The 12,835-nt window shown below is 73.7% G+C and carries 15 protein-coding genes; 8 read left to right on the top strand and 7 right to left on the bottom strand.

Translation table 11 applies throughout. The features are described from left to right. Window positions 1-14: 14 nt before the first annotated feature. Together ACQY0Z_RS30245 and ACQY0Z_RS30240 are read left to right on the top strand one after the other, a co-directional pair. A complete protein-coding gene (locus ACQY0Z_RS30245) occupies window positions 15-1,028 on the top strand; it encodes a LacI family DNA-binding transcriptional regulator (RefSeq protein ID WP_189900719.1) in 1,014 nt (337 codons plus the stop codon). Between the two features lie 9 nt (window positions 1,029-1,037). Further along, window positions 1,038-1,481 (top strand): glutaredoxin domain-containing protein, encoded by a 444-nt coding sequence (locus ACQY0Z_RS30240; protein ID WP_189900717.1) that lies wholly within the window; start codon window positions 1,038-1,040, stop codon window positions 1,479-1,481. Here the strand turns inward: ACQY0Z_RS30240 and ACQY0Z_RS30235 are convergent. Genes ACQY0Z_RS30235 through ACQY0Z_RS30225 form a run of 3 tightly spaced genes read right to left on the bottom strand, consistent with a single transcriptional unit; the run spans window position 1,478 to window position 3,789 of the window. Beyond that, a complete protein-coding gene (locus tag ACQY0Z_RS30235) occupies window positions 1,478-3,001 on the bottom strand; it encodes a helix-turn-helix domain-containing protein (RefSeq protein WP_439813127.1) in 1,524 nt (507 codons plus the stop codon). The two genes, ACQY0Z_RS30240 and ACQY0Z_RS30235, sit on opposite strands and share 4 nt — an antisense overlap. Continuing rightward, window positions 2,998-3,315 carry a helix-turn-helix domain-containing protein gene (locus ACQY0Z_RS30230; protein WP_254588219.1) on the bottom strand — a complete coding sequence of 106 codons (318 nt, stop codon included), beginning with the start codon at window positions 3,313-3,315 and terminating at the stop codon, window positions 2,998-3,000. Before ACQY0Z_RS30230 ends, ACQY0Z_RS30235 begins: the two co-directional genes overlap by 4 nt. A 24-nt stretch (window positions 3,316-3,339) precedes the next feature. Beyond that, entirely contained in the window at window positions 3,340-3,789 is a 450-nt protein-coding gene (locus ACQY0Z_RS30225) for a cytidine deaminase (RefSeq protein WP_254588220.1), read from the bottom strand. A gap of 173 nt (window positions 3,790-3,962) precedes the next feature. On the opposite strand from ACQY0Z_RS30225, the gene ACQY0Z_RS30220 reads away from it, so the two are divergent. Next, on the top strand, window positions 3,963-4,715 hold the full coding sequence (locus tag ACQY0Z_RS30220) for a DUF4328 domain-containing protein (protein ID WP_254588221.1): 753 nt from the start codon (window positions 3,963-3,965) through the stop codon (window positions 4,713-4,715). 37 nt (window positions 4,716-4,752) lie between these two features. Here the strand turns inward: ACQY0Z_RS30220 and ACQY0Z_RS30215 are convergent, their stop codons facing one another. Together ACQY0Z_RS30215 and ACQY0Z_RS30210 are read right to left on the bottom strand one after the other, a co-directional pair. Beyond that, entirely contained in the window at window positions 4,753-4,965 is a 213-nt protein-coding gene (locus tag ACQY0Z_RS30215; protein WP_189900709.1) for a hypothetical protein, read from the bottom strand. 26 nt (window positions 4,966-4,991) lie between these two features. Next, the gene (locus ACQY0Z_RS30210; RefSeq protein ID WP_381728835.1) at window positions 4,992-5,300 is read right to left on the bottom strand and encodes a transglycosylase family protein; all 309 of its coding nucleotides are present in this window, start codon (window positions 5,298-5,300) and stop codon (window positions 4,992-4,994) included. A 214-nt stretch (window positions 5,301-5,514) separates the two neighbouring features. On the opposite strand from ACQY0Z_RS30210, the gene ACQY0Z_RS30205 reads away from it, so the two are divergent. Further along, window positions 5,515-5,670, top strand: a complete 156-nt coding sequence (locus tag ACQY0Z_RS30205) for a hypothetical protein (protein WP_189900705.1) — start codon at window positions 5,515-5,517, stop codon at window positions 5,668-5,670. A 59-nt stretch (window positions 5,671-5,729) separates the two neighbouring features. Here ACQY0Z_RS30205 and ACQY0Z_RS30200 read toward each other — a convergent pair whose 3' ends face one another. Next, on the bottom strand, window positions 5,730-6,179 hold the full coding sequence (locus ACQY0Z_RS30200) for an SRPBCC family protein (protein WP_439813126.1): 450 nt from the start codon (window positions 6,177-6,179) through the stop codon (window positions 5,730-5,732). Further along, window positions 6,176-6,619: a DUF1330 domain-containing protein gene (locus tag ACQY0Z_RS30195; protein WP_254588223.1), complete on the bottom strand. Its 444-nt coding sequence runs from the start codon at window positions 6,617-6,619 to the stop codon at window positions 6,176-6,178. The genes ACQY0Z_RS30200 and ACQY0Z_RS30195 overlap by 4 nt, the downstream gene beginning before the upstream one ends. Before the next feature lie 227 nt (window positions 6,620-6,846). On the opposite strand from ACQY0Z_RS30195, the gene ACQY0Z_RS30190 reads away from it, so the two are divergent. The 4 genes from ACQY0Z_RS30190 (at window position 6,847) to ACQY0Z_RS30175 (ending at window position 12,825) form a co-directional block, all read left to right on the top strand. Then, complete coding sequence (locus tag ACQY0Z_RS30190) at window positions 6,847-7,938, top strand: hypothetical protein (RefSeq protein WP_439813125.1); 1,092 nt, start codon at window positions 6,847-6,849, stop codon at window positions 7,936-7,938. A 63-nt stretch (window positions 7,939-8,001) separates the two neighbouring features. Beyond that, window positions 8,002-10,119, top strand: coding sequence for a DUF4139 domain-containing protein (locus ACQY0Z_RS30185; protein ID WP_347224721.1), 2,118 nt, complete (start codon window positions 8,002-8,004; stop codon window positions 10,117-10,119). Window positions 10,120-10,126: 7 nt separating this feature from the next. Further along, window positions 10,127-11,701 (top strand): mucoidy inhibitor MuiA family protein, encoded by a 1,575-nt coding sequence (locus ACQY0Z_RS30180; RefSeq protein ID WP_347224722.1) that lies wholly within the window; start codon window positions 10,127-10,129, stop codon window positions 11,699-11,701. Window positions 11,702-11,904: 203 nt separating this feature from the next. Then, window positions 11,905-12,825, top strand: a complete 921-nt coding sequence (locus tag ACQY0Z_RS30175; RefSeq protein ID WP_189900696.1) for an AurF N-oxygenase family protein — start codon at window positions 11,905-11,907, stop codon at window positions 12,823-12,825. The last annotated feature ends 10 nt before the right edge of the window (window positions 12,826-12,835 follow it).

Raw genomic sequence — 12,835 nt, 5'->3', positions numbered from 1 at the left:
AGAGGGGGGAGTGCATGACGGGCAACCGCCGTCCCACGATCAAGACCGTCGCCGCCCGCGCCGGCGTGGGTCGCACCACGGTCTCCCGCGTCGTCAACGGCTCCGACCTGGTGAGCGCCGACGCCCGGGCGCGGGTCCTGGCGGCGATCAAAGAACTGAACTACGTCCCCAACTCGGTCGCCCGCGGTCTGGTCACCAACCGCACCAACGCGGTGGCCCTGGTGATCCCCGAGTCGGAGAGCCGGCTCGGCTCGGAGCCGTTCTTCGCCGCGCTGATCCGCGGGGTGAGCGGCGCGCTCGCCGAGAGCGGCACGCAACTGCAGCTGATGCTGGTGCGTGACCAGGCCGAACGCGACCAGCTCACCGAGTCGGTGGCCACCCGCCGGGTGGACGGCGTGCTGCTGGTCTCCGTGCACTCCGAGGACCGGCTGCCCCGCACGCTCGAGGAGATGGGCCTGCCCATCGTCCTCGCCGGCCGCCGCGACGCGGGCGAGCAGCTGAGCTACGTCAACTCCGACAACGCGGGCGGCGCCGCCGAGGCCGTACGGCATCTGCTGGGCCGCGGGCGGAGGCGGATCGCGACGATCACCGGCCCGCAGGACATGGACGTCGGCCGCGCGCGCCTCGCGGGGTGGCACACGGCGCACAGGGAAGCGGGCGTTCCGGTGGACGAGGCGCTGATCGAGGCGGGCGACTTCACCGAGGACAGCGGCGGCCGCGCCATGCGTTTGCTTCTTGAACGCACGCCGGATCTGGACGCCGTGTTCGCCGCGTCGGATCTCATGGCGGTCGGCGCGCTGGCCGAATTGCGCCGCCGGAAGCGGAGCGTGCCGGGCGACGTGGCCGTGGTCGGCTTCGAGGACTCGGTGCTCGCCCGGCACACCAACCCTCCGCTGACGACGGTGCGCCAGCGGGTGGAGGAGCTGGGCCGCACGATGGCCCGCATCCTCACCGACATCACCCTGAACGACGGGCCCCGGCAGCAGATCACCCTGCCCACGGAGCTGGTCGTCCGCGAGTCGTCGTAGGGGCGCGCGGTGATACGGGGCTGGGTGCTGCCGGCGCTGCTCACCGCGGCCGGGGTGCTGGGCGCGGCGGGGTTGCTCGCGGACGGGAACACCGTCGCGGGGGTCGTGATCCTGCTCGCGTTCGTGGGCTTCGCGATGGTGAACTCGCCGCTGGTCTTCCCCGCCTCCGTCGGCTCGGAGGAGGCCCGGCGCCGCAGCGCGGCGGACGGGCGTCCGGTGATCTACTGGCGACCGGGATGCCGTTACTGCAGGAGCCTGCGCCTCGGTCTGGGCCGGGACGCGCGCCGCGCCCACTGGGTCGACATCTGGCGCGACCCGGCGGCAGCGGCGGCGGTACGGGCGATCGCGGACGGGAACGAGACGGTGCCGACGGTGGTCCTGCCGGACGGGCTGGCGCGGGTCGATCCTGAAGTGGAGTGGGTGCGGAGACGGTTGGGAGGGACAGGTAGTTAGTCGTCCCCGTCTCCCGCCTCCGCCGGGTCCGGGTCGCCGACCGTGTAGACGTCCTTGACCTTCACCTCGGTGACACCTCGGCCCTCCGGGAACACCGCACGCCAGTCGCCGGTGACGTGCAGCTCGTCGGTGCCCATGGCGCGGACGACCATCAGGCCCTCGTCGTAGGCGCGGTGGGCCTTCCACCACAGGTTGACGAACGCCTGGGAGCGGATGATGTGCATCCAGTCGGTGCGGTACAGCTCCCGGTTGTAGTTCGACTCCCCCATCGTCGAGACGAACTTGGAGTACATCGCCTTCACGTACTCCAGGGTCACCTCGTCGTCCTCGGCGATCGCCCGGTCGCGCGCGTCCCTGAGCGCGGTGCGGAACTTCTCCAGCAGGTTCTCGGTCGCTCCGGACGTCCACGACTCGTGGATCTCCGGCGGGTCGCACAGCCCGTACTTGGGGCCGGAGAGGCGCAGCAGCAGCCGCAGGGTCGGCTCGGTCACCCACAGCGGGCCCGGTTCGTCGCGGCTGCCGATCGGGTTGGGCAGGACAGCGTCGTGCTCCCAGGCGGGCGAGGTGATCAGGTGCACCCCGGCGCGGCGACGGTCGTGCCGGCCGCCGGTGGAGTGTTCCAGCTGGCCGATCGGCAGATGCGTCTTGAGGGCGGACAGGTAGGCGCCGTTGATGTCGAGCGCGGTCACCTCGTGCTGCCCGGGCGGGAGTTCGGGCCGGGTCCAGCGGGGGCGGGCCTCCCAGATCTGGTCGGGACCGCGCGCGGACTGCTTGCGGAGGACGTCCGGCAGCCACGGGTGCGCGATCACGTCGTAACGGCCGCCCTTGCGGGTCTCGTCCAGCAGGGCCATCGCGTCCGGGATCGCCCGCTTCACCAGCGCGGCGGTCGCGGCGGCGACGTCCCCCGCGTGCGCCTCCAGGGCGGCGGCGACGGCGCGGCCGATCAGGTCGGGGGCATCGGCGGTCTTCAGACGTCGGCCGGCGGGTACGACCTTCACTCCACCGCCGGTCAGGCGGTGGGTGGTTGGGGTGCTGCCCGGAGTCTCAGGGGACGGCGGCTGCGTGGCGGACGGCTGGGTACCGCAGCCCTCCGGGTCCAAGTGCTGGGCGAAACCCGCGACTTGGTGGACGGCGGGCTGTCCGCAGAGCACGCACGGCTGGGGGACGGGGAGGGTGTCGACATCGTCGTCCGCGTCGGCGGCGGGAGCAGGGGTCGGTGCGTGGGCTTCCCCGGGGTCGGAAACCGGCTGCTCCGGTGCGTCCGCCGTGGTGGTCGCGTCGGCCAGCTTCTTACGGGCCCCGTCGAGGAAGTAGGCGTACCGCTCCCGTACCTCGCCCGCGGGTTCGCGGCCCGCCTCCCAGCCGCCGACCGTGGAGGGACTGACGCCGAGGGCCTGGGCGACCTGGGTGCGCGACAGGTTGAGCCCTTCGCGCAGGGCGCGGCGCTCCTCGGCCGGCGGGAGGGGCACCTCCTGCCGAGCGGAGTCGAGCAGGGCGTCGATCGCCTCGAAGTCCGTCATCGTCCGCTCGCCTCCCGGACCGGCGCGGTACGGCGCACGCGACCGGAGGCACGGTCCGCGGAGCGGCGGCGCTCGGGCGGCAGCGCCTGGGTGGCCGCGGTGGGCCCGGCCAGGAGGTCGAGGGTGCCGATGCCGAAGTGCGCGGCGACCGCATCGCAGTCGGCGAGGCTCCACGCGGCGGTGCCCGCCTGGCGGCGGCTCACCTGCGCCTGGCTCACTCCCAGGGCGGCGGCGAGGGCCGTCTGCGACTCCCCCGCCGCGTGCAGAAGCGCCGCCACGGCGGACCGCACCTGTTCCTCGAGACTCATACGCATGGTGCGTACTTTAGTGCCTCATCCTCATGAATCATGCGAGGGACGCATGACGGGCCCTTCGGACCACGACGACGTGTCGAGCTGGTGGTCCGCCCAGACGTAGGTGTGCGGGAGGAGGGCGGTGACGGGCACCGCGCGGAGGCCGTCGGGGGTGGGGACGATGACCTGAAGGGCCGGGAAGTAGTCGAGGAGGGCCTGGCGGCAGCGGCCGCACGGGGAGATCACTCCGCGGTCGCGGTCCCCCACGGCGACGATGGTCGCCAGGTCGTGGGCGCCCTGGGCGGCTGCCGTGCCGAGGACGACCAGTTCGGCGCACGGGCCGCCGGTGAAGTGGTAGGCGTTCACCCCGGTGACGATCCGCCCGTCCGCGGCGCGGGCCGCCGCGGCCACGGTGTGGTTGTCGCCCCGGCAGCGGGTCCGGGCGACCTCGGTCGCGGCCGCCACGAGTTCTTCGTCGACGTCGTGCGTGTGCATGGTCCGGCGTGCCTTCCGTGACGGGCGTTTCCTGTGGTCAGGAGGTAATAGTCATGGACACGCAGTACCGGTCGTGGGGTAGGGTCCGGAAGCCGATCACTCGGTTGTGATCGTCTCGCGGCGTTCCTGGGGAGAGCGCGCCGCATTTCCACCGCACTTCTCAGGGGGGTCCCATGACTCATCCGTCCTTGCCCAAGCGCCCGATGCTCGGCCCGCTTCCCGTGCTGCGCTCACCGATCGGTCTCGCGCACGCCGTGACCGCGCTGCTCGCCTTCATGATCGTCGCCGACGTGCTGGGCTTCGGCGCGGCGGCGAACATGAGGTCGGTGATGGGGGACGTGGTGTCCGGCTCGGGCGACGTCGATCTGGGCGCGGTCGACCGGGCGGACTGGGCGGTCGTCGCGACCAGCGGGATGTACATGCTCGGCATGCTCGGCACGGCGACGCTGTTCGTCATCTGGTTCCACCGGGTGCGTCACAACGCGGAGGTGTTCGCGCCGGACGTGCAGCGCCGCACGCCGGGCTGGGCGATCGGCGGCTGGTTCATCCCGTTCGCCAACCTGGTCATCCCGCACGGCATCGCCAAGGACGTCCTGCGCGCCAGCCAGCCGGACCCCTACGCGTCCGAGGTACGGCACCAGGGCCTGCTCAACGCCTGGTGGGGCATGTGGATCGTGTCGAACCTCTTCGGCCGGCTCACCACGGACCGGTACGGCGAAGCGAGCGACCCGCAGGCGATCCACGACGCCGCGGGGTGGCTGATGGCGGGGTCGGTCCTCGACATCGTGTCCGCGGTGCTGGCCCTGTTGTTCGTCCGCAGACTGACGGCGGCTCAGAACGACAAGGCGATGGGGCGGCAGCAGCCGCTCCAGCAGCCCGCGCCGGAGTATCCGCCGGCGGCAGGTGGCCCGGTTCCGGGCGCGTGACGTGCGGAGCGGGACGTCCTGTGACGGCGCGCTCCGGTCAGCCGGCGCGCGCCTCGCGGACGTGACGCGCCGCGTGGACGTAGCGCGTGGCGTGGACGTAGCGCACCGCGTGGACGTAGCGCATGGCGTGGACGTAGCGCACCGCGTGGACGTAACGCCTGACGTGGACGAAGCGCACCACGTGGACGTAACGCGTGGCATGGACGTAACGCGTGACGTGCAGGCAGCGCACCGCGCGGACATCACGCACCGCGTGAGTTCGACGCACCCGCGGCGCTAGCGCCCCGCGTACGCGCACGCCCACGCGGACATGCCCTGGAGCTGGGCGAGGCGCTTCGCCACCGCGATCTGCTCCTTGCGTGTCGCGAGGTCTGCCCGCGGCGCGTACGTGAGCCCGCCGGCCGCGGCCCAGCTCGACTGCGAGAACTGGAGTCCGCCGTAGTGGCCGTTGCCGGTGTTGGCCTTCCAGTTGCCGCCCGACTCGCACTGGGCGATGGCGTCCCAGTCGGTCGTGGGGCGGGCCGAGGACGACGCCGCCGCCTCGGTCGTGGTCGTGCCGAGGGCGGTCGCGGCGGCCAGGGCCATCACAGCGGCCCTGACCCGCACTCCGGAGGCACGGCGCTCGGTGCCCTGAGGGGCGGTATGTCTTGATGTCATAGGGCCACTGTTATGCCACCCGGAGCCCTGACGGCACGCCGGCCGCCGAGTCGCTACGCCGGTCGGGGGACGCGATGTCCGCCACCGGTGAGCGCGTCATGGTCTAGCCTCCCTGTCATTCCCTTGACCGGAAGGTGAGTTCGTGAGCGCGACACAGAGTGACGTGGCAGGGACAGGCGGCGCGGAGGCTCCGCGCGGACGGACGCACTGGGGTGTGATGACGGCGATCCTGGGACTTCCGGCGCTGGCCGTGGGCGTCTTCCTGCTGATGATGGCGGTCTGGGTGCTGGTCTCCTGATCCTCGCGCGAGGTCCGCACGGGTCTGCGTCAGCCGACTGGTGCGACCTCGCACGTACGTCAGGCCGACGACTCGACTGCCTCCTTGATACGGCGGCCGAAGGCGGGGGCGTCCCTGCGGGCCGCGCCCGCCGCGAGCGGCAGCAGCACCTTGCCCACGCCGTGTCCTTCGAGCTTGTTGTACAGGCGCACCCTGGTGCCGCCGTCGGGTGTGGGTTCGAGGTCGTACCCGCCCTCCTCGGCGGTGATGGAGTTGTGCGACACCTCGTGCCAGCGCATACGGGTGGGTGCGGTCAACTCGTAGACCTCGAAGTCCCGTTGGGAGCGCATCCCGGCGTCCTTCACCGTGCTGTGGAACACCGTGCCCACATGGGTGTCGCCGTCGGGGCTCTTCTCCATCGTCAGGACGCGGGGGCTGAACTCGGGGTCGTTCCGGCCGTCGGCGAGGTAGGCGAAGACGTCCTCGATGGGCCGGTCGACGTCCACGACGACCTCGAACTGATTACTCATGGTCTCTCTCCCGGATACTCCGGGGCGACGCCCCGAGCGAAGGGGACATCTCCACCGTAACCGGACGCGTCGGGGGTGCCCAGCGGTCGGTCGGCGGCGGCGTCGAGTTCCTTGCGCAGCGCCGCCGCCGTGACGGCGGGGTCGTAGCCGTCGGGGACACCGTCGATCAGGATGATGTCGCCCTCGATGTGCCGGGAGCGCAGCGGTGCGATCTCCCGGTAGGCGGGCGAGTCCCACCAGTCCCGTGCCTCGGTGATCCCGGGGAAGGCGATCACCACCACATCTCCGGGCCAGGTGCCCTCCTTCACCTCGTGACGCGTGACGTGCACCAGGAAGCGGCCGCCGAACGGTTCCAGCGTCGCGGGGATGCGCTCCATGTACTCCGCGATGTCGGGGTGCGGTGCGGCCGGCCGGAGACTGGCGATGGCGTACGCGGTCATGGTGTCCTCCACGGTGCGTCGGTCGTTCGTACGCGGTGATCGTGGCACCGGGCAGGGGGCCGGGTCGATGACCTCGGAGGTAAGGGAACGGGGTTCTCCGTACGGCCGGGGCGGCACGGCCGGTCGGCGGTGTCCGTCACCCGTACGAGCGCACTGGGCGGACGGGCGGCAGGGCAGCCGGACCATGCGACAGGCGGCCCGCCGGGGTGCATAGGACAGTGGTGACCATGAATCGTCACCGTCGCCCGCCCCGGCGCGCCCCATGGATCGCCGGCGGCGCCGCCGCGCTGGTCCTGGGCGGCGTCGGCGTGTGGGTGTGGGTGGCGCAGGACGACGGCACACCGAGCCCCAGGCCGTCCGCCTCGAACGACCTGTCGCTGCCGACGCTGGGCCCGCTGCCGACACCGACCGCCGAGACGACGTCGCCGGGGCCGGCCGGCACCGGCGGGACCGGTGCTCCCGTGCCGACCGCGTCCCGTCCCGGCGGGGCGGGCCGGCCGAGCGGCGGTCCGGCGAGGCCGACGTCACCGCCCGGGCAGGGGCGGACGCAGCCGCCGGGCGTGCCGGACCAGGGCGCCGGGACCGGAGCGGCCGTACCGGACCAGGGCGCCGGGACCGGAGCGGCCGTACCGGACCAGGGCGCCGGGACCGGGCCGGCCGTGCCGGACGGCGGGGCGGCCACCGGACCTCCGCGGGTGGCGGGCACGTCCGGGGTCGCGCCGCCCAGCCGGCCGCCGGGGCTCGTGCCTCCGCCGCCCACCTCGACGGGCGGGGCGGGAACGGGGACCGACACCGGCACGGGTGCGCCGGAGGGGCCCAGGACGCCCGCCCGGTCGGCGGCGCCCGCGGTCCCGCCCCGGACGGGCGCCCCTGAGCCGGCGGCGCCCACGGCCCGCCTGACCCCGACCGCGGGAACGACACCCGGACCGCGTATCCCTCCGCCGCCGACGACCGGGACGCGCGTACCCCCAGCACAACCGCCGGTCACCCCCACCGCGCAACCGCCCGCCGAGACGGCCAAGCCCGCGACGAAGGCGCCGACCGCGAAGCCCACCTCGAGCCCCACCGCGAAGCCGACCAAGGGGCCCACCACCGGGCCACGGCCCTCCCCCACCCCCAAACAGCCCGACACCCCCACCACCACCTGGTCCACCTCCCCCGCGGCCACCGACGCCGCCCGCCGCATGTCCGCCTCCGGCACCGTCGGTGACCCCGCCTGCACCATGTCGGCGGTGGGCCGGCCCGACCCCGCCCTGGTGCCGCACGAGAGCCGGATCGGGATCGGGCACCACGGCCGGTACTGGTGCCTGATCTGGTGATCCCCACCGGCCCGTCTCCGCGTAGGCTGCCCCGAGGACGAACACGGCTGCGCGGGGGAGCACATGACGGCTGGGACGGCACCGAGGTGGGACTCGGCACTGGAATCGGTGACGGTGTACGCGCAGGGCGCCCTGTGCCGTCGCGTCGCCCGGGGCACGGTCCCGGCTGACGGACAGGTCAGGGTGCCCGGACTGCCGCGCTCGCTCGACCCCCACTCGCTGCGCGCCCGCGTCCTCGGCGCACCGGGTGTGCGGGTCACCGAGGCTCGGGCGGAGGTCGACGCGGAGCCGGTGGCCCCGGAGGCCGTCGCCGAGGCGCGGCGCGAGGTCGACCGGCTGGCCGAGGCGTACCAGGCGGTCGACGCCCGACGCGACCGGCGACTGAAGCGCATCGAGGAGGTCGCCGCGCTGCGTCCGGTGCCGCCCGGCCGTAAGCGGGACGACCCTCATCATCGCCGTACCCCGGTGGACGCCTGGCTGGAACTGGCCGGCTTCGTCGACGAGCGCCTGACCGTGCTGCACGACGGGCTCCGCGAGCTGGAGGACCAGCTCCGGCGCCTGGAGCACGAGATGGATCTGGCGCGCGACCGGCTGGACCGCGCGGGCACCGACGCCCCGGCGTCCGGGGTCGCTTCCTCGTACACGGCGGTGCTGACCCTGCGGGGCGGGGCCGGGGCGGAGGCCGAGGTGGAGACCGAGTACGGGGTGCCCGGCGCCGTCTGGGTGCCGACGTACCGCCTCACGCACCGTCAGGGCGAGGTCAACGGGCGGCTGCTGCTGCGTGCCTCGGTCGCGCAGCGGTCCGGTGAGGACTGGACGGGCGTGCGGATCGCTTTCGCCACGGCCGATCTCCGGCGTCGCACCGATCTGCCCCGTCTGCGGTCGGTCCGTATCGGACGCAGCCAGCCCGCGCCGGCCCCGTCCGGCTGGCGCGAGCCCCCGGCGGGGCTGACCGACCTGTTCGCCGGGTACGACGCGGCGGGTCCCCGGCCGGAACGCGACGTCTTCGCGGAAGCGAGGGCGGGCGGGTGGGTCGCGGGCGGTCCCGTCGAGAACACCTCGGTCACGGTCGGCGCGGCCCATGCCGCTCCGCCCACTCCCCCGCCTCCTCCGGCGCCCGCCGCCCTGCCCGCCCCCGGCGCCGCGTACGGCGCGCCTCCTCAGGGCTTCGCCGGTCCGGCCACGCCGGGCTCCGCCCCCGCCCCGGACCGTGGACGGCCACGGTCCCGTCCCGGTTCCGGCTCCCGTTCGGCCGCCGCACCCCGCGCGGGCGGCGGGGCCTACGCGCCCGCCCCGGAGTCCACGGGCGCCGCCCCGTACGCACAGCCCCCGGCCGTCCCGGGCCCGCCCCGGCCCGACGACGCCGAACTCGACTACGCGGCACTCGTGTTGAGCGGCCCCGATGAGCCGCGTGACCGCCGGGGCCGGCTCTTCCCCGACGCGGGCTTCGACCCGGTGACCGCCGAGTACCAACGGCGCGCCGAGAAGCCCGCCGCTCTGCCGCTGCCCGGGCACGCCGTGCGACCGCGCGAGTCGGCGGGCTCGTTCGACCACCGTTACGACGCGGCGGCACCCGCCGACATCCCCTCCGACGGCACCTGGCACACCGTCACGGTCGGCGAGATCGCGGTGGGTCTGCGCACCGAGTACGTGTGTGTGCCGGCGGTGGAGCAGACCGTGTACGCGACGCTGGTGCTGTCCAACGCGACCGATCAGGCGCTGCTGGCCGGGCCGGTCGAGGTGAGCGTCGACGGGGAGTACCAGCTGACCGCCGCGCTGCCCACCCTCGCGCCGGGCGGTGTCCGTCGCCTCGGGCTGGGTCCCGCGGAGGCGATCGGCGTCACCCGCCGGACGCACCTCACCGAGTCGACGGCGGGGCTGCGCAACAACGTGACCGTTCTCGACCACCGCGTCCATGTGGAGCTGGCCAACCGGCTTCCGGCCGCTGTCCGCGTCGAGGTGCGTGAGCGTGTGCCGGTCACCTCGGAGGCGGACGTACGGATCGAGGAGCGGGCCGACTGGGCCGAGCCCGAGGACCGTGCGGACCGGGAGCGGCACGCCCCGGGCACCCGGATCTGGCGGGTCGACCTGCCGGCCGGCGGCACCGTCGCCCTCGACGGCGGCTACGAGATCAGGATCCCGGCCGGCAAGGCCCTGACCGGCGGCAACCGCAGGAGCTGACCCAGACATGTCTACGTCACCGGCATCGGAGCCGACCGCCCCGGTCCCCCTCCCCGTCACCGCCGTCACCTGCACCGAGGACCGCGCGCACGTCGAACGCACCGCGACGCTCGAACTGCGGCCCGGAACCCAGCAGTTGAGGCTCGGCCCGATCGGCGCGCCGGCCGTCGACCGGACCCTGCACGCCGAGCTGACCGCCGGCTTCCCGGCGACCGTGCTCGACGTGCGGATCGTGCGCGCGTGGACGCCGCGCGGGCCGGAACCCGCCGACGACGACTCGCCGCTGCGCCGCCGCGTGACCGCCCTGGAGGAGGAGCGGCCGGTGCTGGAGCAGCGCCGGGACCGGCTGGCGGCGCGCGGGGACGCGCTGGGCCGGCTCGCCGCCGACCTGCTGCGGGAGATCGGCGAGGGCGCCGGGTTCGGCGAGGCCGAAGGGGAGCGCTGGGCGCGGGAGTTGGACCGCGTCGACGAGGAGCGTGAGCGGCAGGCCGAGCAGCTGCGCGAGGTGGAGGCGCGGCTGCAGGCCCTCTCCGACGAGCTGCGCGAGGCCGAGCAGGCCCTCGCCGACGCGGAGACGGAGCCCGCCGAGCTGGTCGGGCATGTCGAGCTGACCGTGGAGGCCTCGGGCGAGGGGACGGCGGAGCTGCGGCTGAGTCACCTCACGCCGTGCGCGCTGTGGCGGCCGGCGTACCGGGCCACCCTGGCCGGCGACGCGCTCACCCTGGAGACGGAGGCGATGGTCTGGCAGCGCACCGGCGAGGACTGGTCCGGCGTGCGGCTGACGCTGTCCACGGCGCGTTCCTCGGCGGCCACGGAGCCGCCGGTGCTCGGCGAGGACCGGCTGACGCTGCAGGACCGCTCCCCCGAGGAGCGCCGCACCGTTCGTGTGGACCTGCGGGAGGAGGAGATCGCGGACCTGGGTCCCGCTCCCGTGCCGGGGCTGCCGGGGGTGGACGACGGCGGCGAGGTGCGCGTGCTGCACGCCCCCGACCCGGTGTCCGTGCCGGCCGACGGGCGCGCGCACCGCGTGCCGGTGTCGTCGTTCACCACGGCCGCGCGCAGCGAGTACGCCTGCGCGCCGGAGCTGTCGCCGCTGGTCACGCAGGTGGTGCGGGCCGACAACCGGTCCGGGCACGCGCTGCTGGCCGGGCCGGTGGACCTGATCCGGGGCAGCGGGTTCGTCGGTCGCGGAACGCTGGAGTTCACCGCTCCGGGGGCCGCCGTCGAGCTGGCCTTCGGCAGCCGGGACGACCACCGGGTCGTACGGGAGACGGAGGAGACCCGGGACACCACGGGCCTGACCCAGCGGACCGTGCTCACCCGGACCGTGCGGCTGCATCTGTCGCGGTTCTCCGCGCCGGACGAGCAGGACGACCGGGTGGTCGTCGTCCGGGAGCGCATCCCGGTGTCCGAGATCTCGGCGGTGGAGGTGCGTCTGCGGGAGGAGGCGTGCTCGCCCGCGCCGGACTCGGTGGACGCGGACGGCATCGCCCGCTGGGACGTGAAGCTCCCGCCGGGCGGCCACCGCACCCTCACGCTGGTCCACGAGGTCTCGGCGAGCAGCAAGGTCACCGGCCTCTGAGCGCACGCGCCCCACGTCACGGAGCGACGCACCCCACGTCACACCCCACCCCGGCCCGCACGGTGAACACGCCGTGCGGGCCTTCACATGAGCTTGACGAGCACAGGGGTGGGAAGACGAAAGGTCTTGCTATACAGTTCGTCAGCAAGCGGGCCGGTTACCCGTGGTAATGGCGTATGGACTCGACTCGAGGAGGCCCCGGCATGGCTCTGACCACCTCCCGGGCACAGCACCCGGATCACCCGTCGGACGACGGCGTCGACGTGGCCCGTCGGCTGCTCGACTCGTCCGCGCAGCTGTCCTACGACCCGCTCACCGAGGTCGACTGGGACACCCCGCTGGACAAGGACTTCCACGGCGCCAGCCCGGAGTGGAGCACCCTCTACGGCACCGCGTACTGGGACGAGATGAGCGACGCGCAGCGCAAGGAGCTGACGCGGCAGGAGGCGGCGTCGGTCGCCTGCACCGGCATCTGGTTCGAGATGATCCTCCAGCAGATGATCCTGCGGGACATCTACTCCAAGGACCCCACGGACGAGACGTTCCAGTGGGCGCTGACCGAGATCGCCGACGAGTGCCGGCACTCGATCATGTTCGCCCGCGGCGCGAAGAAGCTCGGCGCTCCCGCCTACCGCCCGGACCGGGTGGCGGTCGAGCTGGGACGGCTGTTCAAGACCACCGCCTTCGGCGAGGCCGCGTACGCCGCGATCCTCGTCGCCGAGGAGGTCCTCGACGTCATGCAGCGCGACTGGATGCGCGACGAGCGGGTCGTGCCGTTCGTCCGCACCATCAACAACATCCATGTGGTCGAGGAATCGCGGCACATGATGTTCGCGCGCGAGGAGACGCGGAAGCACCTCGCCCGCGCGGGGCGCGTGCGCCGCCGCATCCACGCGGTGATGATCGCGATCGCCGCGTACGTCATCGTCACCAGCATGGTGAACCGCAAGGTGTACGCGAACGCCGGCCTGGACGAGAAGCGCGCGCTGCGCGAGGCCCGCGCCAACGAGCACCACAAGTCGATGGTGCGGGCGAGCTGTGCGGGACTGATGGAGTTCCTGTCCTCCGTCGGACTGCTCACCCGGCCCGCGCTCTTCTTCTACAAGCGCGCCCACCTCATCTGACCACGTACAT

This window comes from Streptomyces sp. P9-2 (genome assembly GCF_051903975.1).
In the GTDB taxonomy this organism is placed as follows: Bacteria; Actinomycetota; Actinomycetes; order Streptomycetales; family Streptomycetaceae; genus Streptomyces; species Streptomyces cellulosae.
The sequence above is the reverse complement of the archived record's forward strand: the minus strand, read 5'-3'. Positions and strand labels throughout refer to the sequence as shown.

Coding starts and splice junctions, on each gene's coding strand:
- ACQY0Z_RS30245 (WP_189900719.1), top strand. CDS start 15: ATGACGGGCAACCGCCGTCCCACGATCAAGACCGTCGCCGCCCGCGCC.
- ACQY0Z_RS30235 (WP_439813127.1), bottom strand. CDS start 3,001: ATGACGGACTTCGAGGCGATCGACGCCCTGCTCGACTCCGCTCGGCAG.
- ACQY0Z_RS30230 (WP_254588219.1), bottom strand. CDS start 3,315: ATGCGTATGAGTCTCGAGGAACAGGTGCGGTCCGCCGTGGCGGCGCTT.
- ACQY0Z_RS30225 (WP_254588220.1), bottom strand. CDS start 3,789: ATGCACACGCACGACGTCGACGAAGAACTCGTGGCGGCCGCGACCGAG.
- ACQY0Z_RS30220 (WP_254588221.1), top strand. CDS start 3,963: ATGACTCATCCGTCCTTGCCCAAGCGCCCGATGCTCGGCCCGCTTCCC.
- ACQY0Z_RS30210 (WP_381728835.1), bottom strand. CDS start 5,300: ATGGCCCTGGCCGCCGCGACCGCCCTCGGCACGACCACGACCGAGGCG.
- ACQY0Z_RS30200 (WP_439813126.1), bottom strand. CDS start 6,179: ATGAGTAATCAGTTCGAGGTCGTCGTGGACGTCGACCGGCCCATCGAG.
- ACQY0Z_RS30195 (WP_254588223.1), bottom strand. CDS start 6,619: ATGACCGCGTACGCCATCGCCAGTCTCCGGCCGGCCGCACCGCACCCC.
- ACQY0Z_RS30190 (WP_439813125.1), top strand. CDS start 6,847: ATGAATCGTCACCGTCGCCCGCCCCGGCGCGCCCCATGGATCGCCGGC.
- ACQY0Z_RS30185 (WP_347224721.1), top strand. CDS start 8,002: ATGACGGCTGGGACGGCACCGAGGTGGGACTCGGCACTGGAATCGGTG.
- ACQY0Z_RS30180 (WP_347224722.1), top strand. CDS start 10,127: ATGTCTACGTCACCGGCATCGGAGCCGACCGCCCCGGTCCCCCTCCCC.
- ACQY0Z_RS30175 (WP_189900696.1), top strand. CDS start 11,905: ATGGCTCTGACCACCTCCCGGGCACAGCACCCGGATCACCCGTCGGAC.